At 41.4% G+C, this 25,043-nt stretch carries 22 protein-coding genes; 1 reads left to right on the top strand and 21 read right to left on the bottom strand.

Features of this window, described 5'->3' with window-relative positions; genetic code table 11:
* The coding region (locus QZ998_RS13635) for a hypothetical protein (RefSeq protein WP_296561383.1) at positions 1 to 197 on the top strand (197 nt) is incomplete at its 5' end.
* Here the strand turns inward: QZ998_RS13635 and QZ998_RS13630 are convergent.
* The 21 genes from QZ998_RS13630 to QZ998_RS13530 all read right to left on the bottom strand — a co-directional run bounded on the left by QZ998_RS13630 (position 194) and on the right by QZ998_RS13530 (position 24,823).
* The gene (locus tag QZ998_RS13630; protein WP_296561381.1) at positions 194 to 664 is read right to left on the bottom strand and encodes a SoxR reducing system RseC family protein; all 471 of its coding nucleotides are present in this window, start codon (positions 662 to 664) and stop codon (positions 194 to 196) included. The genes QZ998_RS13635 and QZ998_RS13630 overlap by 4 nt on opposite strands.
* Positions 664 to 2,433, bottom strand: a complete 1,770-nt coding sequence (aspS, locus tag QZ998_RS13625; RefSeq protein ID WP_296561380.1) for an aspartate--tRNA ligase — start codon at positions 2,431 to 2,433, stop codon at positions 664 to 666. Before aspS ends, QZ998_RS13630 begins: the two co-directional genes overlap by 1 nt.
* 102 nt (positions 2,434 to 2,535) lie before the next feature.
* Positions 2,536 to 4,002 carry a coproporphyrinogen dehydrogenase HemZ gene (gene hemZ, locus QZ998_RS13620; RefSeq protein WP_296561378.1) on the bottom strand — a complete coding sequence of 489 codons (1,467 nt, stop codon included), beginning with the start codon at positions 4,000 to 4,002 and terminating at the stop codon, positions 2,536 to 2,538.
* Positions 4,003 to 4,011: 9 nt separating this feature from the next.
* A complete protein-coding gene (locus QZ998_RS13615) occupies positions 4,012 to 4,641 on the bottom strand; it encodes an MBL fold metallo-hydrolase (RefSeq protein ID WP_296561377.1) in 630 nt (209 codons plus the stop codon).
* Between the two features lie 19 nt (positions 4,642 to 4,660).
* The gene (gene dtd, locus QZ998_RS13610) at positions 4,661 to 5,113 is read right to left on the bottom strand and encodes a D-aminoacyl-tRNA deacylase (protein ID WP_296561376.1); all 453 of its coding nucleotides are present in this window, start codon (positions 5,111 to 5,113) and stop codon (positions 4,661 to 4,663) included.
* A 9-nt stretch (positions 5,114 to 5,122) separates the two neighbouring features.
* Entirely contained in the window at positions 5,123 to 7,294 is a 2,172-nt protein-coding gene (locus QZ998_RS13605; protein ID WP_296561375.1) for a bifunctional (p)ppGpp synthetase/guanosine-3',5'-bis(diphosphate) 3'-pyrophosphohydrolase, read from the bottom strand.
* Positions 7,295 to 7,327: 33 nt separating this feature from the next.
* Entirely contained in the window at positions 7,328 to 7,846 is a 519-nt protein-coding gene (locus QZ998_RS13600) for an adenine phosphoribosyltransferase (protein ID WP_296561374.1), read from the bottom strand.
* A gap of 15 nt (positions 7,847 to 7,861) precedes the next feature.
* Positions 7,862 to 9,964 carry a single-stranded-DNA-specific exonuclease RecJ gene (recJ, locus tag QZ998_RS13595; RefSeq protein ID WP_296561373.1) on the bottom strand — a complete coding sequence of 701 codons (2,103 nt, stop codon included), beginning with the start codon at positions 9,962 to 9,964 and terminating at the stop codon, positions 7,862 to 7,864.
* A gap of 130 nt (positions 9,965 to 10,094) precedes the next feature.
* On the bottom strand, positions 10,095 to 10,988 hold the full coding sequence (gene secF, locus QZ998_RS13590; protein WP_296561372.1) for a protein translocase subunit SecF: 894 nt from the start codon (positions 10,986 to 10,988) through the stop codon (positions 10,095 to 10,097).
* Positions 10,989 to 11,001: 13 nt separating this feature from the next.
* Positions 11,002 to 12,270, bottom strand: coding sequence for a protein translocase subunit SecD (gene secD / locus QZ998_RS13585; protein WP_296561371.1), 1,269 nt, complete (start codon positions 12,268 to 12,270; stop codon positions 11,002 to 11,004).
* 22 nt (positions 12,271 to 12,292) lie between these two features.
* Positions 12,293 to 13,771 carry a glutamate--tRNA ligase gene (gene gltX / locus QZ998_RS13580; protein WP_296561370.1) on the bottom strand — a complete coding sequence of 493 codons (1,479 nt, stop codon included), beginning with the start codon at positions 13,769 to 13,771 and terminating at the stop codon, positions 12,293 to 12,295.
* Between the two features lie 72 nt (positions 13,772 to 13,843).
* Complete coding sequence (queG, locus tag QZ998_RS13575) at positions 13,844 to 14,788, bottom strand: tRNA epoxyqueuosine(34) reductase QueG (protein WP_296561369.1); 945 nt, start codon at positions 14,786 to 14,788, stop codon at positions 13,844 to 13,846.
* Between the two features lie 65 nt (positions 14,789 to 14,853).
* A complete protein-coding gene (gene yihA, locus QZ998_RS13570) occupies positions 14,854 to 15,438 on the bottom strand; it encodes a ribosome biogenesis GTP-binding protein YihA/YsxC (RefSeq protein ID WP_296561367.1) in 585 nt (194 codons plus the stop codon).
* Between the two features lie 37 nt (positions 15,439 to 15,475).
* Positions 15,476 to 17,860 (bottom strand): endopeptidase La, encoded by a 2,385-nt coding sequence (lon, locus tag QZ998_RS13565; RefSeq protein WP_296561366.1) that lies wholly within the window; start codon positions 17,858 to 17,860, stop codon positions 15,476 to 15,478.
* A gap of 165 nt (positions 17,861 to 18,025) precedes the next feature.
* Positions 18,026 to 19,297 carry an ATP-dependent Clp protease ATP-binding subunit ClpX gene (gene clpX / locus QZ998_RS13560; RefSeq protein WP_296561365.1) on the bottom strand — a complete coding sequence of 424 codons (1,272 nt, stop codon included), beginning with the start codon at positions 19,295 to 19,297 and terminating at the stop codon, positions 18,026 to 18,028.
* 11 nt (positions 19,298 to 19,308) lie between these two features.
* On the bottom strand, positions 19,309 to 19,926 hold the full coding sequence (gene clpP / locus QZ998_RS13555; RefSeq protein ID WP_296561364.1) for an ATP-dependent Clp endopeptidase proteolytic subunit ClpP: 618 nt from the start codon (positions 19,924 to 19,926) through the stop codon (positions 19,309 to 19,311).
* 27 nt (positions 19,927 to 19,953) lie between these two features.
* Positions 19,954 to 21,273, bottom strand: a complete 1,320-nt coding sequence (gene tig / locus QZ998_RS13550; protein WP_296561363.1) for a trigger factor — start codon at positions 21,271 to 21,273, stop codon at positions 19,954 to 19,956.
* A 163-nt stretch (positions 21,274 to 21,436) separates the two neighbouring features.
* Entirely contained in the window at positions 21,437 to 22,141 is a 705-nt protein-coding gene (locus QZ998_RS13545) for an ABC transporter ATP-binding protein (protein ID WP_296561362.1), read from the bottom strand.
* Between the two features lie 10 nt (positions 22,142 to 22,151).
* On the bottom strand, positions 22,152 to 22,910 hold the full coding sequence (locus tag QZ998_RS13540) for an ABC transporter ATP-binding protein (RefSeq protein WP_296561361.1): 759 nt from the start codon (positions 22,908 to 22,910) through the stop codon (positions 22,152 to 22,154).
* Entirely contained in the window at positions 22,907 to 23,914 is a 1,008-nt protein-coding gene (locus QZ998_RS13535) for a branched-chain amino acid ABC transporter permease (protein WP_296561360.1), read from the bottom strand. Before QZ998_RS13535 ends, QZ998_RS13540 begins: the two co-directional genes overlap by 4 nt.
* A gap of 3 nt (positions 23,915 to 23,917) precedes the next feature.
* Positions 23,918 to 24,823, bottom strand: a complete 906-nt coding sequence (locus QZ998_RS13530) for a branched-chain amino acid ABC transporter permease (protein WP_296561359.1) — start codon at positions 24,821 to 24,823, stop codon at positions 23,918 to 23,920.
* Positions 24,824 to 25,043 lie beyond the last annotated feature (220 nt).

Below are 25,043 nucleotides of genomic sequence, written 5' to 3'. Positions count from 1 at the left end.
GGATTCGAACCTCCGGCCTCTTGACCCCCAGTCAAGCGCGCTACCAAGCTGCGCTACACCCAGACAGTAAATATATTATAATGATTAATGAAGGATTAATCAAGCTTTTTTTATTTAATTCATTTAAACCGATTAAAACTTCTACGAAATTAAGGGTATCGACGTTAAAGAAAACGCCGATACCACTTGAAATTTAATTACCCATCCGTTTTTCCATCGGTGTGGGAATGGTTTCTTTTTTTTCGACAATCGCCACGATCACCGGTTGATATTTACTACTAAATCGTCCCTGCCGATCAACCTGCCGTATTAACAGATAGGCAATGACGGTCAGACTAATGCCAGTAAAAAATGATGTCAGAACCTGATCCCACCGGAGATTTAAGCTGCCTACTAAATAATATGCAACACTACTTCCCAAAATAAAGGCAATCAGCGGTATCCCATACATAATAAAAGCTGCTACAAAGACATTGGCAAATTGCATCTCCACCTCAACAGTTTCGCCACTTTTGGCATTGACTGGGTTTTTGGCTGTTGTTAGCATCACTGATTGGTCTTTACTGACATGGCAAGCTCCGCAATCGCCACAAGCTGAATTTCGTTTGATCTCAACTTCGGCGTTATTTCCCCGAAGCGTTCTAACGGTTCCTATTTCCTTCATTACAATTCATCCACACTGATACCCAAATCAATGAGTTGATCCAGACTAGCACTAGCTGGTGCATCCATCATCAGGCAGCCATGATTTTGAGTTTTTGGAAAAGCGATGACATCGCGGATATTATCATTATCGGTTAGCAGCATCACCAGGCGATCCAACCCGAAAGCTAAACCACCATGAGGTGGAGTACCATATTTAAGCGCTTCCAGCAGAAAACCAAATTGTTCCCATGCTGATTCCTGGCTAAAGCCCAGGGCTTTAAAGACTTTTTCCTGAATATCCTGATTGTGGATACGGATGCTCCCGCCGCCCAATTCAATCCCGTTGACAACCATATCGTAGGCATCTGCCCGAACTTTTAAGAGATCGGTCTCCAGATACTGCAAGTCTTCTTCTAAAGGCATCGTAAAGGGATGATGTTTAGCGGTATAACGACCTGCTTCCGGATCGTACTCGAGTAAAGGAAAATCAGTTACCCAGAGGAAATTATACTGATCATTTAAATCAAATTCCAATTTGCGTGCCAGTTCCAGCCGTAATTGACCCAGGGCATTACAGACTATCTCATTGGTATCGGCAATAATGAAGATTAAATCCCCTGGTTCGGCATCAGTTTTCGCGAAAATAGCATCTTTTTCTTCGTCTGAAATAAATTTCAGAATTGGTGATTTCATCTCGCCTTCTGAAACATCAATCCAGGCCAGACCTTTGGCCTTATAAATCTTCGCGAAACTTTCCAAACCTTTGATGCCCTTTTTGCTCAATTTATCCTGGGCGCCTTTGGCATTAATGGCGCGAACACTGCCGCCTTTTTTAACTGCGCCGGAAAATACTTTAAACTCTGAATTTTCGACGATTTCTGACAAATCAATCAACTTTAAGCCAAATCGAGTATCGGGTTTATCCGATCCATATTGATCCATCGCTTCCTGATAAGTCATTCTTACCATCGGGGTTTGAACCTCTACCCCTTTTACATCCTTCATGATTTTAGCTATCATATCCTCGTTGATACCAATAATATCATCTTTATCAATAAAGGACATCTCCATATCAATTTGGGTAAACTCCGGCTGACGATCCTGTCTTAAATCTTCGTCTCGGAAACATTTTGCAATTTGATAATAACGGTCTACCCCTGAAATCATTAAGATCTGCTTGTAAAGCTGAGGTGACTGTGGTAAACCGAAGAACTTACCCTTTTGTACCCGGGAAGGGACCAGAAAATCTCGGGCTCCTTCTGGGGTCGGTTTAGCCAGCATTGGCGTTTCAACTTCTAAAAAACCTTTTTCATTTAGAAAACTTCTGGCAATGGCAGCAGCCTGATGCCGCGTTCTTAGAATTTTCTGGTATTTTGGTTTTCTCAGATCAAGGTACCGATATTTAAGTCGCACCGCTTCATTGGTCTGATCGTTATCCTCAATGTAAATCGGTGGTGTTTCCGACGAATCCAGAATTTTAATTTCGATGATCTCGACTTCGATTTCGCCAGTCGGGATATTTTTATTAACATTCTCCGGACTTCGCAAGACCACCTTGCCTTTAACCGATAAGACATATTCATTTCTGACCTTTTCAGCAATCTCAAAGACTTCCGATCGTTCTTCATTGACAACCAGTTGAATTTTTCCAGAACGGTCTCTTAAATCAATAAACAGGACTCCGCCGAGATTTCGCCGATTATCCGCCCAACCCGCCAGTTCAACGACCTGATCAACATCACTTGCAGTTAACTCTCCACACATGGTATTTCTATAATAAGTATTCATTCTACCTCCAATGTATAACGTAATTATTTTATCTTCTTAACCTTTATATTATAATGAAGATGTCGCGGCGCTGTCAATAGATAAAAATCGCAAAAATTGCTTCTATTTCTTTCCGCCCTGATAGTATTGACGATAAGCATTGCATTTCTTCTCCACAATCTCCTCAAACCGCTCATTATAAGTCTTAATATCCTTAACCGTAAACACTTTGGTAATCTTATTAGTGACCGGATCATAGAGATTTCCGGTTGCACCGGCGCCAATGCCGATGGTAGACTGACATTCAGCCATCATCAGGATATTGTAAATCCCTTCATGCCCTGGCTTGGCATAGCCAATATTTTCACTGTTATCTCTGGTATATTTTAAGCGATAGAGATAATAGGGATCGAAACCTACACGACTTAAACGGCTCTTTACGGCCTGATAAAAGGCCTCGCCATAGCCATCTTCAACAACAATCCCATTTTGATCTTTTATTCTTGAGCCCTTTTTTATCGACAAATTATGAATGGTTAAATTTTCCGGTTCCAACGCTATTACCCTTTCGAGGGATCTAAAAAAGTCTTCCGACGTTTCATTTCCCAATCCCACAATTAAATCCATATTCAAAGTCTTAAAAGCGCATGATTTAATCTCTGCCACCTGTTTTTCGATCAACCCTGCTTCCCAGGGTCTTCCGACATTCATTAGCGTTTGAGCGTTCATCGATTGGGGATTAAGACAAATCCGCTCTACGCCATGAGCTTTCGCAACCTCCAGCTTATCGCGATTAATGGTTTCTGGTCGCCCGGCTTCTAAGGTATATTCTCTGAGATGGGATAAATCAAAGGATTCTTCCAGTGCTGACATCAGCTTTTCTAATTGACTGGCACTTAATACAGTCGGTGTTCCGCCACCGATGTACATGGTATCAATTCGCAAATCATATCTTCTCAGTATTTCTGCCGTTTTCCGTATTTCAATCAGGAGATGATCAAAGTATTGTTGCAGATTCTCAGCTTTTTTATCGACAATAGTAGAGACAAAGGAGCAATAATCGCATTTTGAGGGACAGAGGGGAATCCCGACATACAGACTGATTCGGCGAATATCGTCACTCCCCAGCTCCCTTGGGATAAAAGCAGCCTGTTTTTTTGCGATCCGTATCAGTAACTCGGTGCGATCACTGCTGACTCGATAGCATTCTCTGAACCTTTTTCTGATTCTCGCCGTAGACCAACCCAGCTTTAAGTAATTTTGCACCATTTTTACCGGTTTAATCCCTGTTAATGTTCCCCATTCCAAGTGTTTATCAAAGTATTCACATAAAAAATCATAAAGAAACCCCTTGTAAATACTATTTTCAAGGGGTTCATCACTCTTATTGAATTGATAGGCCCGAGTTAATGTCTTTTCATCTTCCCATACTAGTGTAAGAATCAGTTCATTGTCCAGCTTCCGTTGAGATAATACACCATCTGCTTCGCCAAATAGGATGTTTTTTACCCCCGGATCGAAAGCTTGATATAATTCATGAAAATAATACTCTAACTCCGGTCGTTCCAAATCAAAACGAAGTACTCTCATTCCATTCTCCTATAAACGCCCCTTTAAAAAAGGATTGTTCATTTTTTCATACCCTATGGTTGTATTCTCACCATGTCCTGGCAAAACAGTGGTTGCATCATCGAGGATAAACAGTTTTGTTTCAATCTCATTTAGCAGTTCGTTTAAGTCGCCATCGGCAAAATCTGTTCGACCAATAGAGGTGTTAAAAAGGGTATCGCCAGCAAAAAGCTGATCCTCAGCCAGAAGACAGATACCGCCCTTTGAGTGACCTGGTGTATGGATCACCCGAATAACAAGCTCACCTAAGCTAACGGTTTCGGTTTCCTTTAAATAACCATCAGCTGGTTCTAAAACCATCGACATGCCTGCCAGAACAGAAAGGTTGCGTCTCGGATCAAGCAGACAATCGGCATCATTTTCATGAATAAGCACCTTGGCACCGGTTAACTTTCTAATCTGATTAACCCCACCGAGATGGTCAAAATGACCATGTGTCAGTAAAATATATTTAACCTTCAGTTTATTTTCATTGATACTATCACTAATCCGCTGATCCTCAAAGCCAGGATCGATGACCGCGGCTTCGAGCGTTTTTTCATCCCAAACCAGATAACAGTTTGTTCCCATCTGTCCCAGGGATTTTTTTATTACTTGCATATGTTCTCCCTTAATTTATCTAAAAATTCTTTTCACTGTCGAGTAACAAGGTTACCGGACCATCATTGACGATTAAAACTTCCATTTCAGCTTGAAATACCCCTGTCTCAATTTTTTTGATTGGCTGGTTTTTTAGTTTTTCAATAAAAACGTCGTATTTTTTTTCTGCTTGATCTACTGAGCCACTTCGGGTAAAGCCGGGCCGTCGCCCTTTACGGCAGTCACCATAAAGGGTAAATTGAGAAACCAGCAAAAGTTCCCCATCCACATCAAGGATGGAGCGGTTCATTTTGCCCTCATCATCTTCAAATATTCTCAGGTTGATGAGCTTATTTATAATATAATCCATGTCGGCTTCGGTATCATCTTCCTTAATTCCGAGAAGTACATTGAGTCCATGGGCAATTTTTCCCACCGACTCGTTATTGATCCGCACTTCTGAAGCGGATACCCGCTGTATCACTGCCCGCATAACGTCTCCTTACACTCGGTAAATCTGGGTAATTTCTTTTATTTTATTCAAATTCTTTATCAGTAAATTTAGTTCTCGACGGCTCTTTACCTCAAGGGTGGCCGAAAAGAAATCATACTCATTTTTCTCATTTTTTGCATTCAGCGCTGTCACCGGGATTCCCATGTCCAGAAAGGTCTTTGAAATCTGAATGATCGTGCCCGGGGATTCCCTGGCTTTGATGTGAATTTCTGCGGTAAATGAACCGGTACTATATTTATTCCATTCCACATCGACAATCCGGTTGGGATCGGTAAGATTTAAAACGTTGGAACAATCCGCTCGATGAACCGAGATGCCCCGTCCTTTTGTAATATAACCAACGATTTTATCCCCAGGCACTGGATTGCAGCACTTAGCAAAATGGACATCAATTTCGTTGTGTCCGGCAACGATCACCGTGCTGCTGGTTTTCTTGGGATCCTTGGTTGGTTTTTTGAGAACAATTTCTTCAACTTCTTCCGGAAATTCCTTGGGAAACAATAGTCTCATCTTTTGAAAAACTGTACCAATTTTTATCCCATTATAACCAATAGCGGCGTAGAAATCGTTTAGGCTTTTGTAGCTGCACTTTTCAGCCAACAGCTCTAAGTTGTTTAGATTTAATAAATTTGAGTGCTGTAATCCCTCCCGTTTGATTTCCCGTTCTAGAATGCTTCGGCCTTTTTGGACATTTTCATCTTTTTCTTCTTTTTTGAAGTACTGCTTAATCTTATTGCGGGCATGAGCACTTTTAACAAAGGTCAGCCAGTCCCGGCTGGGGCCGTTGGAATTCTTGGATGTCATAACTTCAACAATATCGCCACTCTTTAAGGGACTGTTCAGAGGCACAATTTTATTATTTACCCGGGCACCGACACAAGAGTTTCCGATATCACTATGAATCCGGTAGGCAAAGTCCAGTGGACACGATCCGGCTGGTAGCGGAACTACCGTCCCTTTGGGTGAAAAGACATAGACCTCTTCGTTGAGTAGATCGACTTTAATGGTTTCCACCAATTCACCAGCATCTTCAGAGTCCCGCTGCAGTTCAAGCATTTGGCGTAGCCAGGACATCTGAACTTCATACTTATTATCCTTGGCATCCATTCGCCCTTCTTTATACTTCCAGTGCGCCGCAATCCCATACTCTGCCGTTTCATGCATTTCTCTGGTGCGAATCTGGATTTCAAAGGGTTCTCCTTTGGGGCCCATAACCGTAGTATGAATCGACTGGTAAAGGTTGGGTTTGGGCATCGCGATATAATCTTTGAAGCGTCCGGGAATTGGTGTCCATTGCGAATGCACCACCCCTAGCACCCCGTAACAATCTTTTAAGGAATCCACAATAACCCGGACTGCGATTAAATCGTAGATTTCATCAAAGCTGCGATTCTGACTTTTCATTTTTCGGTAGATACTGTAAAAATGCTTTGATCGTCCATATATTTCAGCATGGGTGCCGACTTTATCAATTTCTTTGGACAAAACATCAATCACGTCGGCAATATAAGCTTCCCGAGCGCTTTTCTTGATTTTTATTTTCTGAACTAAATCATAATATCCATCCGGATCCAGATATTTCAGAGCCAGATCTTCCAGTTCCCACTTAATTGTAGAAATTCCCAGTCGATTGGCCAGCGGTGCATAAATATCGAGCGTCTCTTTGGCTTTTTCAAACTGCTTGGCTTCGCGCATGTATTCCAGGGTTCGCATGTTATGCAACCGGTCAACCAGCTTGATTAAGATCACGCGAATATCTTTAGACATTGCCAAAATCATTTTTCGAAGATTTTCAGCCTGACTTTCTTCTTTTGATTGAAAGCCAATCCGTCCAATTTTTGTGACCCCTTCGACTAGATCTGCGATATTTTCATTAAACTCTTCCTTGATATAATCGTAGGAATAGATGGTGTCTTCAATTACATCATGTAAAATGGCAGCAACAATTGTTTCTGTGTCCATTTGCATTTCTGCTAAAATGTAAGCAACAGAAACCGGATGAATTACATAGTCCTCTCCAGACAGACGTTTCTGATCCTTATGGGCTTCCCTTGCCAGGTCATAAGCCTTATCGATCATCTCCGTTTCAGCATCTGGATTATTTGCTTTTACCAGGTTTATTACATTGTCAATTTTTCCTCTTACTGCGTCATTATCCATATCGTTTCTGCCTTTTTAATTAATGAGTGCTTTTTAGTAGGGGTAGGTCACAATCGAGTGTACAAAATAGTTTTTAAGTAGCTCTCGGCCGCCTAATTCAGTGAGTTCAATCAGCGTAATAATCCCTGATATTTCCCCACCCAGATTTTCAATCAGTTTGGTAGCAGCCATCACGGTTCCCCCGGTGGCTAATAAATCATCGACAATAATAATCCGATCTCCCGGTTTGATCGCATTTTTTTGTATCTCGACAATATTTGACCCATACTCCAGGTCATAGGCTTCTGAAGAAACTTCACCCGGTAATTTACCAGGTTTTCTTATTGGTACCAATCCTGCTCCGAGTAAATAAGCCAATGGGGTTCCAAAAATATAGCCTCGCGCCTCTGGAATAACGACAATATTTGCATCTAGGGCTTTGGCAACCTTTGTCATTTCGTCGATGACATACGAAAACGCCTTGGGGTTTAAAATCAGGCTATTAATATCCTTAAAGCTGATGCCTGCTTTTGGAAAATCTTCATAAATACCAATATTTTCTTTTAGATCCATTTTAAATCTCCCTTATCATTCACTAATCATTTTTCCTAATTTTATCATTAGTTTCGTGTTTTGAATATCCTTTTTTTCCCTTGTTTCTATTATTTTGGAAAAAACCAAGCCATTCTTAACTCTGTAGGCAATCAAGCCAGCTTCCCTTAATGTTTCGCATGCCATCAGAAAATGAAATGGTGAAATAGCTATTTTTTTTCCCAACTGAATCGGTATCCCACTCGTTCTTGAGTTGTTGAGCAGAACGTAAACATCTTTGATGGTATCCCGCAACAAACACAGGTCGCCGGGATTTATGTCATGAGTTACTAAATCAATTTCTTGCTTTGGATTTTCTGATCGGACAATTGCTTTTACCAAAAACATGGCCGTCTCAGAATCCCAAATGGGATTCTGCCGGATATCTTTAATTAGTAATTGCAGGGTTTTATCGCCCCGATATTCATTGGCATCCAAACGGCATAGCAATTCCACTCCCTGATAACCATTTGCTGCCAATTCTGATTGGCCATTATAAAAATCGCCAAACCCAAAAGCGACTCCTCTGAGATCACTTTTTAAACTCAGACGCAGATGGTTGTTGTCCTTCCCCATGGTTCCCATTGAAACGATCTCGGGATTGTTTATGACAAACTGTACCCCGGGGTTACCGATGCCGCAGGGCTCAAAATCAGAACAATCATTAAAAAGTTCCCAGGTGACTTCTCTTGATTCGATAATCGCATCGTAGGGAATTTTTTTAATCAAATGTTTTTTTATTCCGACGGTCTCTCCATAATTTTTTATTTTTTCTGTTATTGTGTCAATATTTTCAGCTTTGACGCTAAAACCAGCGGCTTGCTCGTGACCGCCGTAACTGCTGAAATACTCACCACAGGATTTAAGCGCCTCAAAAATATTAAATCCTTCAATGCTTCGACAGGACGCCTTACCGACTTCTTCGGCAACACTAATAACGATCACCGGTCGATAGTATTTCTCCTGGATGCGGCTGGCTACAATACCAATCACTCCGGAGTGCCAGTTTTCCCCCGCTACAATAATGATGTCATCCTTAAATAGCTCTTGCGATTCAACCTGAGCCAAGGCATCCGTTAAAATATCAGATTCCAGATCCTGACGCTTGCGATTTTCTTCACTTAAGAACTCTGCCAATTCCCTCAGTTTTAGCGAATCTGATCCGGTTAGTAAATCAACAATCCGATCTGCTTCGCCTAACCGCCCGGCTGCATTAATTTTCGGTCCCAGCACAAATCCAAAATGCCAGGCCTTTAACTGTGTCAGCTCACTGACTTCAATTAATGCCCGAATGCCAGGATTTCGAGGATCAGCGTTAAGATACTCTAGCCCTAGCGAAACCAAACTTCGATTCTCGTTTTGCAGCGGAACCAGATCAGCTACTGTCGCTAAGGCCACGCATTCCACCGCACTCTGCAGATCATAATTAAGCCTCAAGCGAATGCTTAATGCTTGAATCAGTTTAAAGGCCACGCCAGCACCGCATAATTCCTTAAACGGATAGCTTGAACCCGGTAATTTGGGATTAATAATTCCAAAGGCGGCCGGAAGATTCCCGTGACACTCGTGATGGTCGGTAACAATCACATCCAGATTGTGCAAATTGCAGAAATCTATTTGCTCATTAGCAGAAATGCCATTATCGACAGTAATCAGCAACCCCACCCCCCGATTAATTATTTCCAACAAGGGATCAACGTGGAGGCCATAGCCGGTGATCAGTCGATTAGGAATAAAATATGATACATCAAATCCGTTGCTTTTGAGAAAATTGAGCAGGATCGATACCCCGGTGGTTCCATCAGCATCATAGTCACCATAGAGACATATTTTTTCGCTTGACTCCTTTGCTTTTGCGATCCGATCCACTACTTTATTCATATCATCAAAGAGAAAGGGATCATGAAGATCATTTAGCGTGGGATTGAGATAACGCTGCGTTTCGACAACCGAAGTCAGCCCGCGGTTGATTAGTATTTCAGCCGTCCGACTCCCTAATTTAAGCTCGCCTGTCATTTGGTTTTTTAAACTTTGATATTCAGATTTACTTAAATGACTATTTTTGTTTCTTCTTAATATCCATTTCGTATTGGCTGACATATTCACCTCAAGATCAAATTATTGATAGACTTTAGTATGCTCTTAGCGTTTGATACCTTAAAACGAAAGCGTCAGGGAGTTGCCTCCTTGACGCCAATCGTTTGTTACTTTTTTATTTCATTAACTCAGCTTAATTTTTGACGACAGTTCTTTTGCTAACCTGAAATTCTTTAATCTTACACCAAAGCGTACCGGCAACAAAAATCGAAGAATAGGTTCCGCAGACAATCCCTACCATTAAGGGCAGAGCAAAATCCTGTACTGCTGGTACCCCAAAAACATATAGGGCGCCGATTGCCAACAAGGTGGTAAAGGACGTATTGATACTTCGTCGTAGGGTTTGCGAAACACTAGTATCGACTAAACTGGCAAATTCATATTTGCCAAATTTGGGACGATTTTCACGAATTCGATCGAAGACGACAATGGTATCATTGATCGAATATCCCAGTATCGTTAATAAAGCTGCAATTAACGGGGAATTGACTTGAATTTGAAAGATCGAATAAACACCTAAAACAATGATCAAGTCATTGATCAAGGCAACAACAGCTGCCAAACCAAACATAAATTCGAAGCGGAAGGTGATATACACCAGCATCAGTAAAACCGCGACAACGGCCGCGATCATGGCACTGTTGGCCATTTCCGCACCGATTGATGGACTAACCGTATCAATAGATAACAGGTCGGTATCTTCTAAATTGTATTTTTCCTGAAATTTAGCAAATAGCGCCTGTCGATCATCGGTTGACAAGTCTTTTTTGGTAGAAATAATTACCTGGGTTTTTGCTTCTCCAGCATAGGTTACATCTGCGCTGGAATCATACTCTTCAATCAAGGCCTTGGCGTCACTGGTTTCAAATGGAGTGTTCAGTTCAATGGTGACAATGGTTCCACCAATAAAGTCGATCCCAAAATTTAGTCCATTAATAAACAAAGAGCCGATACTGATGGCAATAAGAATCAATGAAAAGGCAAACCATATTTTGCTTTTTTCTACAATTTGAATGTTCTTTTTCATTATGGTCTCCTTTCTATATTCCGTAAAAGGTATTGCTCTTAAACAATTCCGTTTTTACTAGTAAAATAATCAGTTGTTTGGTAATGACAACAGCGGTGAACATACTCACAAGAATTCCTAAAATCAAGGTAACCGCAAATCCCTGGACACTGCCACTGCCTAAAAAGAAGAGCACAAAACCAGCAATCAAGGTGGTGACATTTGAATCCAGGATCGTTTTGAAGGCTCTCGAAAAGCCATTATCAATCGCTGTCAGCAATGATTTTCCTAACCGCGCTTCTTCTTTAATGCGCTCAAAAATAATGACATTGGCATCAACCGCCATCCCTATAGTAAGGATCAGTCCGGCAATACCCGGAAGCGTCAGGGTGACGTTGAGTGCTGTTAGAATGATCATAAAAATTATGATAAAGATAATCAGTGCCAAGTCAGCAATGATTCCCAGCCCGCGGTAAAAAATCAGCATAAAGATGAGCACCAGACCAATCCCGATCATTCCAGCATAAATACTTTTATCCAAAGAATTCTGACCTAGTGTAGGTCCCACGGTTCTTACTTCAATCGGCACCAGTTTGACTGGTAAGGCACCGCCGCGAATAAGCGAAGCCAGATTACCCGCTTCTTCGATATTACCAATCCCTTCAATCACCGCTTCTCCGGTAGTGATTGCGACGTTGACGGTTGGCGATGAAATAATTTCGTCATCCAATTTGATCTGAATCGCCTGTCCAATATATTTTTCGGTGGCGTCAGCAAAAAACTTGGTACCTTCTTCACTAAATTTCAAAGTAACTACCGCTTTTTCCAAACCTGAGCTGTCTGTCTGCATTACGCCTTTTGAATCGACCACATCTTTACCGGTCAGAATAACAGTGCCATCCGGACCAACAAATTCTAGCTGGGCTGTCTTGCCAATCAGCGTTAGCGCTTCTTCCTGATCACTAACCGATGGAATCGAAACCCGGATCCGGTTATCACCCTGTTTAGTGATGGTCGGTTCCGAAACACCCAGGCTATCAATTCGCTGGCGAATGGTCAGCATCGCTGATTCAATTTTTTCAGCTGTAACTGGGTCATCGTCGGTTGCCTCGGCTTCTAGAACCACATTTACCCCACCTGTTAAATCCAAGCCGTAGTTGATATTATTGCTCACATTACCGATGTCATAAACACCTACTGACACCCCACTAAAGAGTACATAACCCACTAACGCAATAAACAGCGTAATCAGGATCAATTGAATGCCGCTTTTTGTTTTACTATTTGATTTTTGCTTACTCATGTACTTTCCTCCTTGTCTTTATTTATAATTGCATAATCGATGCCACTGATTTGATCCGGTTTAAAACCTCATCTTTACCCAGCACATCCATAATTAATGTCAGATCCGGTCCATGCATTTCCCCGGTGATCATGATCCGGCTTGGCATAAAGAGCATTTTGCCTTTGATTTTTTCTTCTTTTTGTATTTCTTTGAGGATCGCTTTCCCCCGGGCGGCATCTAATACTTCAGTCGCCTCGATCTTAGTTGTAAGCGCCTGATAGAGGCGCTTTGAGGACTCTTCATGGAGCAATGCCAATGCTTCCTGATCCTCAATAATAAAGTCACTTTTTAAGATCATTTCAAGTTCCTGTGGCGCCTGGGCAAAGAATTCAATCCGATCTCTTAAAATCTCGGCAATTTTGGATAACCATTCCTGTTTTGCGGAAATTTCTTGTTCGGTTATTACCCTAGCATTTACCAAGAACGGGGTCAGGTGATTAACCAAGTTTTCAATTGGCATTTCTTTAATATAATGGGCATTCATCCAGTTAAGTTTAGCCCGATCAAAAACAGCTCCGGATTTATTAATCCGGGTAAGGTCAAAGGCCTCGATCAATTCCGCCATCGAAAATATTTCCTGCTGATTCTCTGGACTCCAGCCTAGAAGCGCTAAGAAATTGACTAAAGCTTCCGGTAAATAACCCTTTGCCAGAAAGTCGCCTACTGATACGTCGCCCTGACGTTTGCTAAGCTTTTTACGGTCATCATTCAAGATATTGGGCAAATGAACAAACTTTGGAGACTCCCATCCAAAACATTCATAAAGGTACACGTGTTTTGGTGTCGATGGTAGCCATTCTTCCCCTCGAATGACGTGGGTAATCGCCATCAGATGATCATCAACAACTACCGCCATGTGGTAGGTTGGAAATCCATCTGCTTTTAATAGCACCTGATCATCTAAATCGTTGGTATTCATCTCAATGGCACCCCGAACCAGATCATCAAAACTGATCACATGGTTTTCCGGCAACTTTAATCGGACGGTATGGGGCAATCCCGCGGCAATATTCTCTGCAATTTCATCCTTCGTCAGCGAACGACATTTTCCATCGTATTTAGGGGTTTCACCCTTATCTTTTTGCTCATTTCTGACCTCTTCGAGCCGCTCTTTGCTACAGAAACAATAATAAGCCTGTCCCTGATTAAGAAGCATCTCAATGTATTGCTTATAGATATCCAGCCGCTGTGACTGAATATAAGGACCATGCTGACCTTTTTGAACAATATTGTGATTCTCTTTTATTAAGCCTTCATCCGGGATTACACCAGTCATGTTCAGTGCATCCAGCAAATTGTCGACAGCGCCCTGTTCTAGCCGGGTCTGATCGGTATCCTCAAGACGGAGCAAAAATTCTCCGCCCATTTTTTTCGCATATAAATAGTTATACAGTGCTGTCCGTAGGCTTCCAACATGAACATTTCCAGTTGGGCTCGGTGCAAAGCGATCTCGTATCATTTTTCCTCCATGTTTAATTAAAATAAATAAAAAAAGTTCATTAACTCTGATATTATAGCACTTAATCTTCGATTAATCATGTATTATTTTATTTTTGATGATTAATTGGGCATTTCGCAAAAGATTTTTCTTTCCCCGCCAACCACTTGATGTTTGTCGATAGCGGATTTTGAAACTTTTGTTTGTCAGTGCCAGAATATCCAACAGCCGTGGTGAAGCGGTCTCGGCATCTATCCAAAAGGCTTGCTCCGGAGTTTTTTTTAGATCCTGGTTATAAGGACACGCCAGTTGACAGAGGTCGCAGCCATAAAGATAGATACTAATCCTGGCTTCTTCAGCAGGTGATAGGGATTTTTTTTGAGTAAGATATGAAATGCATTTTGACGGATCCAGACTATACCCTTCACCAAGCGCCTGATTAGGACAAGCATCCAGACAGCGGCGGCAAGTACCACAGCCATTTTCAACCAATTGAGGCTGGGTATAAGTAATCTCTGAGTCGATCAAAATCTGCCCGATAAAGAAAAATGAGCCCAATTGATGATTGATCAGGCAGTTGTTTTTGCCAAAAAATCCCAAGCCGGCCCGGTATGCCGAACCGCGATCAACTAGCGGACTGTTATCAACAAACACCTGGTAATTGATCGGCAATTCTCTCATTCTTTGATTTTCGTCATTAACGGTTTCCATCAGTTCAATCATTTTTCGCCTCAGTACCTGATGATAATCCTCGCCCCAGGAAACCGAAGCAAACTGGCCACGCAGCTGATCATCGACGACTGCCGCAATGGCCTGAAAGTTGCTGACACCAATGGCGATCCCCGTTTTTGCAGATGGAAACACTCTGCGGTAATCAATTCTTTGCTCGGGTTCCCCACCCTCTAAACCAGTCGATAATCCTGCCTGGTGGCGCTTGATCAGATTGGGCAGACATTCCTTCAGCGGCTCCACCGAAAAAAAGCCAATCAGATCAATTCCTGATTGTTCAGCCAGTCTACGAAATTTTTCTTCAGTCATGCTCTCTCTCTTTCAAAAACCGCTGTGAAACTGGAAAAAGCTTCCTGATGATAGGAAGCCCTTTTTTATTTTAAGATCTTTTCAATATGCTCCCATACTTCTTCTTTACCCAGCTTTGTTTCTGCTGAAAAAAGAATCACTTCCCGTGAATCTCTCAGGTTTAGTGCTTTAGCAATCCGGTTGAGCGATTTTTTCTGATTGGTTTTTGAAATTTTATCCGCCTTGGTGCCAATAATCATCGGATTAAGACCATAATGTACCAACCATTCATACATCAGCAGATCATCTTCAGAAGGATCGTGACGGGAATCAATGAGCTGGAAAATCATCACCACGTTTTCGCGATTTCTGAGGTACTTTTCAATCATTTTTCCCCATTTTTCACGTTCCGTTTTCGATGCTTTGGCATAGCCATATCCGGGCATATCGACAAAATGAAACAGATCATTGATCCGATAGAAGTTCATCGTCTGGGTCTTTCCCGGTTGCGAACTGGTTCGTGCCAGACTGCGACGTTCAATCAGGGTATTAACAAAGGTTGACTTACCCACATTTGAGCGCCCTAGTAATACTATCTCTGGCAGATTGTCATCAGGGTACTGAGCTTCCGCTACAGCACTAATGACAATCTCTGCTTTTATTACTTTCATTACTTTCTCCATTTCCTGGGAGTTTGGTCAATCTACCTTACTGTAGCTGTTTAAAGACGATTTGGGTGACCTCGCTCATTTTTGAAACAGACTGAATATGTAAAGCCTCCAAAACTACATTTGGAACATCTTCCAGATCTTTTTCATTTTCTTTTGGTAAAATAATTTCTTTGATACCGGCGCGATGGGCTGCCGTCAGTTTTTCGCGTAGTCCACCGATCGGTAACACCCGACCACTAAGCGTTATTTCTCCGGTCATTGCCAGATTTTGCGGTACCGGCATATTGGTCAGTGATGAAATCAGCGCCGTTGTAACGGTGATCCCGGCCGAAGGTCCATCCTTGGGGACTGCACCTTCTGGGACATGGAGATGAATATCTTTTTTTGAGTAAAAATCAGACTCGATCCCCAGCACAGCTGCCTGAGAACGAATATAACTGATCCCCGCTTTGACTGATTCTTTCATCACATCACCCAGTTGACCGGTTATTTCAATCTTTCCAGTCCCGTCGACAACAATCACTTCAATTTGCAGGGTATCGCCGCCAACCGGTGTCCAGGCCAAGCCATTGACCAACCCCACTTCTTTTTTATCACCGACAGTATCAAAAGAATAACGATGCTTCCCTAAGAACTTTTCCAGGTTCTTTTGGGTAATGCTGATACTCTTTTTCTTGTGTTCAACAATTTCTTTGGCAGCTACCCGACAAATCTGGGCAATTTTTCGTTCCAGTTCTCGGACTCCTGACTCTCGGGTATAGTATTCGATGGTGTTCTTAATCACTGCTTCACTAAATTTACAGGTTGATTTTTTTAAGCCATGAATTTCTAATTGTTTTGGTATCAGATAACGCTGCGCGATTTCCACTTTTTCACTTTCAACATAGCCATTGACGTCAATGATTTCCATACGATCCAGTAACGGTCTGGGAATACTTGATAACGAATTGGCAGTTGTTAAGAAAAGTACCTGAGACAAATCAAATGGCAATTCCAGATAGTGATCGGTAAAGGTATTATTCTGTTCCGGATCCAACACTTCTAGTAGCGCCGATGCCGGGTCGCCATTAAAGTCCTGTCCCAGTTTGTCAATTTCATCCAGTAAAAACAGCGGATTTCGGGTTCCGCATTTTTTAATGTTATAAAGAATCCGTCCCGGGATAGCTCCGATATAGGTGCGTCGATGACCTCTGATTTCAGCTTCATCGCGCATTCCACCCAATGACATCCTGACATATTCACGGTTTAGTGCCCGAGCGATGGATTTTGCAATCGATGTTTTTCCTACACCCGGTGGTCCCACCAAACAGATAATCGGAGATTTCAGGCTATTTGAAAGCTGAAGCACTGAAATATATTCAAGAATTCGCTCTTTGACCTTTTTTAAAGCATAATGGTCTTCATCCAATATTTTTCTGGCAATTGAAACATCGATGGTTTCTTCCGTCAATGTATTCCAGGGAAGATCCAATATCCATTCCACATAGGTCTGGATTAATCCTGCTTCAGAAGAACCCTGGGGCACCTTATTTAGTCGGTTAAGTTCTCCTAGAACCTTATCCCGGATTTCATCCTGAACTTCCAGCGCCGCCAGTCGTTCACGATAAACATCGAGTTCATTTTGAACGTCGCCTTCACCTAATTCACTTTGAATCACTTTTATCTGTTCCCGCAAATAATACTCGCGCTGGTGCTTATACATTTCACTTCGTACTTTTTCGTCGATATTGTGTTCAATTTTAATCATTTCGACTTCTTCGACTAATATCTCATAAGTCAACACTAGTCGTTTATTGACGTCAGTTTCCTGGATCAACCGTTGACTGTCTTCGAGATCAAGGAATAAATTAGCGCCGATAATGTCAATTAGTTGGTCGGGATCATCCAAGGAATCCATCGCCAGAATCAGATCGGTGGCAACCTTCCGGGTAACATTCATATAATTGGCAAAAGATTCCCGTATCATTCGGACTAATGTACGATTTTCTTTTGTATCGAAGTAAACCGAACGAACCGGTCTAGTGGTGACCCGAAAGTAGGGATCGAGGCTCTCAAACTCAATGATTTCGCGTCTTTCTTGAACTTCTACTAAAACCCTGACGAGATTGTCCGGCATTTTAAGTAATTGCTTGACCTTGACTCGACACCCAATATTATAAAAATCGTCGGGATTGATATCTTCTTTGATGACTTCTTTTTGAGTGACCAAAAAAGCCATTTGATCACGTTCCATCGCAGCTTCCAAAGCCTTAACCGACTTTTCGCGACCAACATCAAAATGAACGACCATCCCTGGAAACACACTCATTCCCCGTAGGGGTATTAGTGGTAAGGTTTCTTTTTCCTGAACAAATAATTCTGGTTCAGTCATTCCGATATGGTCGATGTTTTCTTCTGGAATTTCTTTTTTCTCGATACTCAAATTAATCAACTCCTTACCTCTCGTATTAAGAATGGCACTTTTTTATCATTCATTTACTGCCTATCTTTGATATACCCTTACTCTTAAAAAAGCCGCACAAAATTTCAAATACACGGTATAAAATACCAAAGAGTAGTTGGTCTTTTGAACGGCCATATAATAAATCTAAGATACTACATCATTCTTTTTCTTTTTGCTGTTACTTTTTTGTCCTAAAATCATAATCGGCTCAACTTGTTTTTCAACGACTTCTTTGGTGATAATTACTTTTTCGATGTTTTCATTTGAGGGCACTTCAAACATAATGTCTAGCATAATATTCTCAATGATCCCCCGTAGACCTCTGGCACCAGTTTTCGTGTCCATTGCTTTCTTAGCAATCGCCACCAGAGCATCCTGATGGAATTCCAACTCGACCCCTTCGATTCTAAACATTTTTATATATTGTTTTACCAATGCATTTCGTGGTTCGGTCAGTATTTGAATCAGCGCTTCTTCATCGAGGTGTTCAAGTGAAGCAATTACTGGAATTCGACCAATAAACTCAGGTATCAGACCATACTTCAACAAATCCTGGGGAGTAACGGAACTGAGGTTATCGTCTTCGATTTTTTCTTTAGAGCTGCGAATGTCGGCACCAAAACCCATTGAGCTGTTTTCGGTTCGCTGTTCAATCACTTTATCCATACCGTCAAATGCTCCACCACAAACAAATAGAATATTATTAGTGTTTATCTGAATGAAATCTTGATGGGGATGTTTACGCCCCCCCTGGGGTGGTACATTGGCCACTGTTCCTTCCAGAATTTTTAGCAGAGCTTGTTGAACACCTTCGCCGCTGACGTCTCGGGTAATCGATGGATTATCACCTTTTCTGGCAATCTTGTCTATTTCATCGATGTAAATGATGCCTTTTTCAGCCTTGGCTACATCAAAATTAGCAGCCTGAAGGAGTTTTAATAGAATGTTCTCAACATCTTCACCGACATAGCCGGCTTCTGTTAATGAGGTGGCATCAGCAATTGCAAAGGGAACATTTAAAACCCGAGCCAAAGTTTGGGCTAAAAGGGTTTTTCCTGATCCTGTTGGTCCAATTAAGAGGATATTGCTTTTCTGTAATTCAACTTCAGCATCACTTTCATCCATGGCTGTAATCCGTTTGTAATGATTGTAAACGGCCACAGCAAGAGCGCGCTTAGCACGGTTCTGGGCAATCACATACTCGCTTAATTTTTGCTTGATCTCTTTCGGTTTGGGGACGTCGTCGAAGACAATCTCCTCTGGCATGCTTTCCACATCCATAATTTCTTCACAGAGCTCAATACATTCGTTGCAAATATAAACCCCCGGCCCTGCAACCATTCGTCTTACCTGAGATTGGCTTTTACCACAAAAGGAACACCGTGCATTTTCGATGCTGTCTTCTTTTCTTGCCATTTTTAAGCCTCCTATCTCGACACAATGATCTCATCAATCAATCCGTAGGCCTTCGCTTCGTCAGGATCCATAAAATTATCGCGATCAGTATCTTTAGCAATAGTTTCCAGGGGTTGCCCGGTCCGTTCGCTAAGAATTAAATTCAATTTCTCTCGTGTTTTGATCAGACGTTTCGCATAAATCTCGACATCTGTGCTTTGTCCCTGGGCGCCGCCCAAGGGCTGATGAATCATAATTTCACTATTTGGTAGGGAAAAGCGTTTGCCCTTTTCACCAGCAGCCAATAAAAACGCACCCATCGATGCCGCCATGCCCACACAAATGGTGGACACATTACAACGGATATAATTCATTGTGTCGTAGATGGCAAGGCCAGCAGTAACTGATCCACCAGGACTGTTGATGTAGATCTGAATATCTTTTTCAGCATTATCTGCTTCTAAGAAAATCAATTGACCAACAATCAGTGACGAAAGATTTTCGTTTATTTCGCCATTTAAAAAGATGATTCGTTCTTTTAACAACCTTGAAAACAAATCGTACGATCGTTCTCCCCGGCCTGTTTGTTCGACGACCATCGGCACTAGGTTATTAGAAATTAACGATTGTGTTATTTTACTTGTTAGCATGAATACACTTTCCTGCTTTCTTATTTATTACTCAGATACATTTGTAATGGCCGCATCTACGAGCATTTCAACTGTCTTTCTTCTGATAATATTTGCTTTGATATAGTCTAACATTCTTTCCTGAAGTCCTTTTTTATATTCTTCAAAATCGTGACCATAAGCATCAGCAAACACTTTGATTTCTTCATCAACTTCTTCTTCGGTCGCTTCTAATGCTTCCATTTCACCGATTTTCGAAAGAACTAACTCAGTCTTAATATTTCTTTCTGCATCTTCTTTGAGGTTGTCTCTGAACTCATCGCGGTTGACATTGGTAAATTTAAAATAATCTTCTAACGAAATTCCCTGTTGTTTCATCTGTGATTCGAAGTTCTGTAAATTATTATCCACTTCTTCTTCAATCATTAAATATGGTACATCAATTTCGGCATTTTCGACCGCGAAATTTACTACTGCAATTTCAGCTGCTTTTCTTAATTCAGCTGTTTTCGCATCTTTTAAACGTGCCTCCACATCAGCTTTCAGTTCATCCAAGGTGTCAAATTCACTGGTATCTTTAGCAAAATCGTCGTCTAATTCTGGTAATTCTTTTTCTTTGATTCCTTTAACGGTAACTTTAAATACCACTGCTTGACCTTTAAGGTTTTCAGCATGGTATTCGTCCGGGAAGCTCACATTAACCGTTGCTTCTTGACCGATTTTTGCCCCGATTAGTTGCTCTTCAAATCCCGGTATAAAGGTTCCACTGCCGATAACCAGATCATAATCTGTACCTTTTCCACCAGCAAAAGGTTCATCATTTAAGAATCCTTCATAATCAATGGTGACTGTCGCACCATCTTTTACTTCGCCACTTTCTAACGTGATCAGTCGGGCATTTTGATCCTGAGTTTTAGCTAACTCTTCAGCTATTTCTTCTGCGCTAATAACCGCTTCTAAAGAGTCAATTTCAGCACCTTTATATTCGCCTAATTTAATCTCAGGTTTAACCCCGACTTTAACAATAAAGGTTGCTCCTTCTTCTTCGCTGATCTTTTCAATATTTTCAAGATCTGGACGGGTCACTGGTTTAATTTCTGTTTCTTCCAAAGCACTTGTATAAGCTGGGGCAAATGCAAAGTCAATAGCATCTTCCATAAAGACATTTTTTCCATAGTAGGATTCGATTACCTGTTTAGGCGCTTTTCCTTTTCTGAATCCTGGAACCGAAAAACGTTTTTTATTTTTATCATAGGACTTTTTAACAGCCTTTGAGTATTCCTCCGGACTAATTTCGATCTTCAGGGTTGCGATATTTTTTTCAATACTTTCTACTGTAGTACTCATGTTATCCTCCGTATCTTTCACTATAAATTGTATTCACATTCAATTTTAACAGTATATCATAGGTATATTTTCATATCAAGGACGAAAATTACGGTGTTTAAGAAAAGTTTTGAGTGTATGCAGTCAAATTTAGCAAAGATAGCAGTTCCATTAAAAAACTGCCTCGATTGAGACAGCTTTTTAGTCACCCACCTAAATATGCTTGTTGAACTTCCGGGTTAACCAGCAAATCTCTGGCATTACCGGAAAGTTTAACATATCCGGTTTCCAGAACATAGGCGCGGTTGGCAATATGTAAAGCTTTGTTGGCGTTCTGTTCGACCAGCAAGACCGTGGTGCCCGCATCGTTAACGGTTTGGATCATATTAAAAATCTCATCAACCAGCAGCGGAGCCAGTCCCATCGATGGTTCATCCAACAGAATCAGCTTAGGCCGCGTCATCAAAGCCCGTCCCATCGCCAGCATTTGCTGTTCACCACCACTTAAGGTTCCGGCAATTTGTTTGACTCGTTCTTTTAACCGAGGAAAATTAAGAAATATTTTTTCCATGTCTTCCTGAATCTGAAGCTTATCATTTCTGATATAAGCACCCATTTGAAGATTTTCGAAAACCGTCATTTCGGCAAAAATTCGTCGTCCTTCGGGAACATGGGCAATTCCCATAACCGGTATCTGATGGGCTGGCACCTTGTTAAGATTCTCGCCCTCAAAGGAGATCATCCCTTCACTCGGTTTTAAGAGCCCTGAAATAGTCTGGAGAATGGTCGTTTTTCCGGCGCCGTTAGCTCCGATAAGGGTAACAATCTCACCCTTGTTCACCTCGAAGCTAATGCCTTTAATGGCATGAATTTTTCCATAATGTACATTCAAATCTTTTACTTTAAGCATCTGCGGCCTCCTAATCTCCTAAATAAGCACGAATGACTTCAGGATTATTCTTGATTTCATCCGGAGTGCCTTCTGCAATCGTTTTGCCATAATCCACTACAATGATCCGTTCACAAATCCCCATTACCAATTTCATGTCATGTTCAATCAGCAACACTGTAATATCAAACTTATTTCTGATAAAGTGGATGGTTTCCATCAGTTCGGCCGTTTCATTGGGGTTCATTCCCGCCGCCGGTTCATCCAGCATCAGTACTTTAGGGTCAGAAGCCAGCGCTCTGGCGATTTCAAGTTTTCGCTGCTGTCCATAGGGGAGGTTTTTTGCCAGCGTATCAGCATACTCGCCCATATCAAAAATGTCCAGAAGTTTCATGCATTCTTCCTGAGCCTTCTTTTCTTGATCCCAGAATTTTTTTGTTCTGAACATACCCTGAACCATGTTATAATCGATAAAATTATGATAAGCTATTTTGACATTTTCAACCGCTGTCAAATCTTTAAAAAGGCGAATGTTCTGAAAGGTTCGGCTTGCTCCCAGTTTGACAATTTCGTGGGGCATTTTTTTTATAATACTTTGGCTATTTAGCATAATTTCGCCCATGGTTGGTACATAAACTCCGGTGAGCATATTAAAAATGGTCGTTTTTCCTGCCCCATTAGGTCCGATTAATCCAACCAATTCATTAGCATCTAACTCCAGGTTGAACTGATCAACCGCGGTCAAGCCACCAAATTGCATGGTTATATTTTTTGCTGATAAAACGGTCATGATACTTCACCTCCGTCAGTGGAATTCTTGACATTTTTACGTTGGATCAGAGATTCAATGAAGGCCGTTAGCGAGAATTCCGATCGTCCAAAAATTCCCTGGGGTCTAAAAATCATCATAATAATCAGCACCAACGAATAAACCAGCAACCGATATTCGGAGAAGGTTCTAAGCATTTCGGGTAGCACTGTTAAAACAATTGCTGAAATGATCGAACCGGTTAAACTTCCTAGCCCGCCTAAAACAACAATTACAAACATTTCAATTGAAAACATAAAGCCAAACTTACTGGGTTCCAGAAATGATTGGTAGTGGGCATACAAAGCACCACCAATTCCGGCAAAAAATGCTGCCAGTGAAAACGCCAGTACCTTATATCGTGTTGTTGGAATTCCGGCTGCTTCAGAAGCAATCTCATCTTCTCTAATCGAAATAATTGCACGTCCCTGCTTGGATCGTCCCAATGTAAAAATCAGTAGAACAATGATGATTGTGATCCAGAATACATTATGAAAATTAACCAGTCTGGTAATCCCTTTTAAACCAGCTGCACCACCAGTTGGTCCAAAATTAATAAAGAAAATTCGAATAATTTCTGAAAAACCAATGGTAACAATACCAAGATAATCGCCGCGCAGCCGTAATGTCGGGGTGCCGATCAGGAAACCAAAAATCCCTGCAACAATCCCTCCAATTATCATCGCCAGAATAAGAATAATTATCTTTGGCAATGGTAGCCCACTACTAACGAGAGCCATTGAAAAACTGGCCGATGCATAGGCACCGATGGCCATGAAACCGGCGTGACCTAAAGCCATCTCGCCCAGGAATCCGGCAACGATATTTAAACTCATCGCCATAATGATCATAATGCAGGTCATAATCGCAATTCCGACAAAATAGTTATTCATCGTTTTTGTCTGGATTAAAACAAAAAATACAAGATAGAGAGAAACGACAGCAATGGTATTGACGAGATATGCTTTTTTCTTGTTATGATCCATTGACTATACCTTCTCTCTCGTATTTTTGCCCAAAATTCCGGTTGGTTTGAAAAGCAGAACAATGATTAATATCGCAAAAACAATCGCATCTGCCCAAGTCGTCGAAAGATACGCCTTTGTCATTGTTTCGACCATGCCGATGATAAAGCCGCCCAACATAGCACCAGGGATGATACCAATACCGCCCAAAACTGCCGCGATAAAAGCTTTAAGTCCCGGCATAACCCCCATGGTTGGGTAAACTTGAATATAAGCAACACTAAATAAAACTCCACCCAATGCACCCAGAGCAGAACCGACAGCAAAGGTTAGCGAAATCGTTCGATTTACATTAATACCCATCAGAATCGCAGCATCCTTGTCTTCTGATACGGCACGCATGGCACGACCCTGTTTTGTTTTTCTAATATAAAGATCCAGTAAAACCATAAAAAACAAAGATAAACCTATGGTAATCAGAGTGGTTGAGCTGATATCAATTTCTCCCAATTTATAAATGGTTTCAGGAAAAATTTTGGGCATGACCTTTGGATCGGGTTTGAAAATAATCAGTGCCAGATTCTGTAAGAACAAACTCACACCAATGGCCGTAATCAAAGCTGATAGTCGAGGCGCATTTCTAAGCGGTCGGTAAGCAATAAATTCGATCGTTACACCAATAATGGACATAATGATCATTGAAGATAAAAGCACTGCCCAAACCGGTAATTGAAAACTGGTAGCTGCAATGAATGCAAAATAAGCGCCAAACATCATGATTTCACCATGGGCAAAGTTGATAAGCTTTATGATGCCATATACCATGGTATAACCGATTGCGATGAGCGCATAGATACTCCCTACATTTAGCCCGTTGATCAGCTGTTGCAGAAATAAATTCACGATGTATCCTCCTTTATAGAATAACATAAAATGGATATAGAAGAGATGACCCTCTCCTATATCCTCGTACTTTTTGTAATATTGTGCTTTGCTAAATGCTATTGATTAACAACTGTGGAATCAAATTTTAGTTGACCGCCATCAATTTTAATAATCGTTACTTCTTTGTCTTTAGGGTTGCCTTCTTCGTCAAACTTCAAGGTTCCGGTAACACCAGGGTGATCAGTAGCGCCTAAAGCTGTGATAA

Origin of the sequence: uncultured Acetobacterium sp. (assembly GCF_927416815.1) — a bacterium.
Lineage (GTDB): Bacteria > Bacillota > Clostridia > Eubacteriales > Eubacteriaceae > Acetobacterium.
This window is presented reverse-complemented; position numbering and strand designations above follow the sequence as displayed.

Coding starts and splice junctions, on each gene's coding strand:
- QZ998_RS13630 (WP_296561381.1), bottom strand. CDS start 664: ATGAAGGAAATAGGAACCGTTAGAACGCTTCGGGGAAATAACGCCGAA.
- secF (WP_296561372.1), bottom strand. CDS start 10,988: ATGAAAAAGAACATTCAAATTGTAGAAAAAAGCAAAATATGGTTTGCC.
- QZ998_RS13535 (WP_296561360.1), bottom strand. CDS start 23,914: ATGGATCATAACAAGAAAAAAGCATATCTCGTCAATACCATTGCTGTC.
- QZ998_RS13545 (WP_296561362.1), bottom strand. CDS start 22,141: ATGCTTAAAGTAAAAGATTTGAATGTACATTATGGAAAAATTCATGCC.
- yihA (WP_296561367.1), bottom strand. CDS start 15,438: ATGAAAGTAATAAAAGCAGAGATTGTCATTAGTGCTGTAGCGGAAGCT.
- gltX (WP_296561370.1), bottom strand. CDS start 13,771: ATGATACGAGATCGCTTTGCACCGAGCCCAACTGGAAATGTTCATGTT.
- recJ (WP_296561373.1), bottom strand. CDS start 9,964: ATGTCAGCCAATACGAAATGGATATTAAGAAGAAACAAAAATAGTCAT.
- clpX (WP_296561365.1), bottom strand. CDS start 19,297: ATGGCAAGAAAAGAAGACAGCATCGAAAATGCACGGTGTTCCTTTTGT.
- dtd (WP_296561376.1), bottom strand. CDS start 5,113: ATGCGGGCAGTGATACAGCGGGTATCCGCTTCAGAAGTGCGGATCAAT.
- QZ998_RS13540 (WP_296561361.1), bottom strand. CDS start 22,910: ATGACCGTTTTATCAGCAAAAAATATAACCATGCAATTTGGTGGCTTG.
- QZ998_RS13530 (WP_296561359.1), bottom strand. CDS start 24,823: ATGTTATTCTATAAAGGAGGATACATCGTGAATTTATTTCTGCAACAG.
- clpP (WP_296561364.1), bottom strand. CDS start 19,926: ATGCTAACAAGTAAAATAACACAATCGTTAATTTCTAATAACCTAGTG.
- QZ998_RS13605 (WP_296561375.1), bottom strand. CDS start 7,294: ATGGATAATGACGCAGTAAGAGGAAAAATTGACAATGTAATAAACCTG.
- QZ998_RS13615 (WP_296561377.1), bottom strand. CDS start 4,641: ATGCAAGTAATAAAAAAATCCCTGGGACAGATGGGAACAAACTGTTAT.
- QZ998_RS13600 (WP_296561374.1), bottom strand. CDS start 7,846: ATGGATCTAAAAGAAAATATTGGTATTTATGAAGATTTTCCAAAAGCA.
- secD (WP_296561371.1), bottom strand. CDS start 12,270: ATGAGTAAGCAAAAATCAAATAGTAAAACAAAAAGCGGCATTCAATTG.
- hemZ (WP_296561378.1), bottom strand. CDS start 4,002: ATGAGAGTACTTCGTTTTGATTTGGAACGACCGGAGTTAGAGTATTAT.
- aspS (WP_296561380.1), bottom strand. CDS start 2,433: ATGAATACTTATTATAGAAATACCATGTGTGGAGAGTTAACTGCAAGT.
- queG (WP_296561369.1), bottom strand. CDS start 14,788: ATGACTGAAGAAAAATTTCGTAGACTGGCTGAACAATCAGGAATTGAT.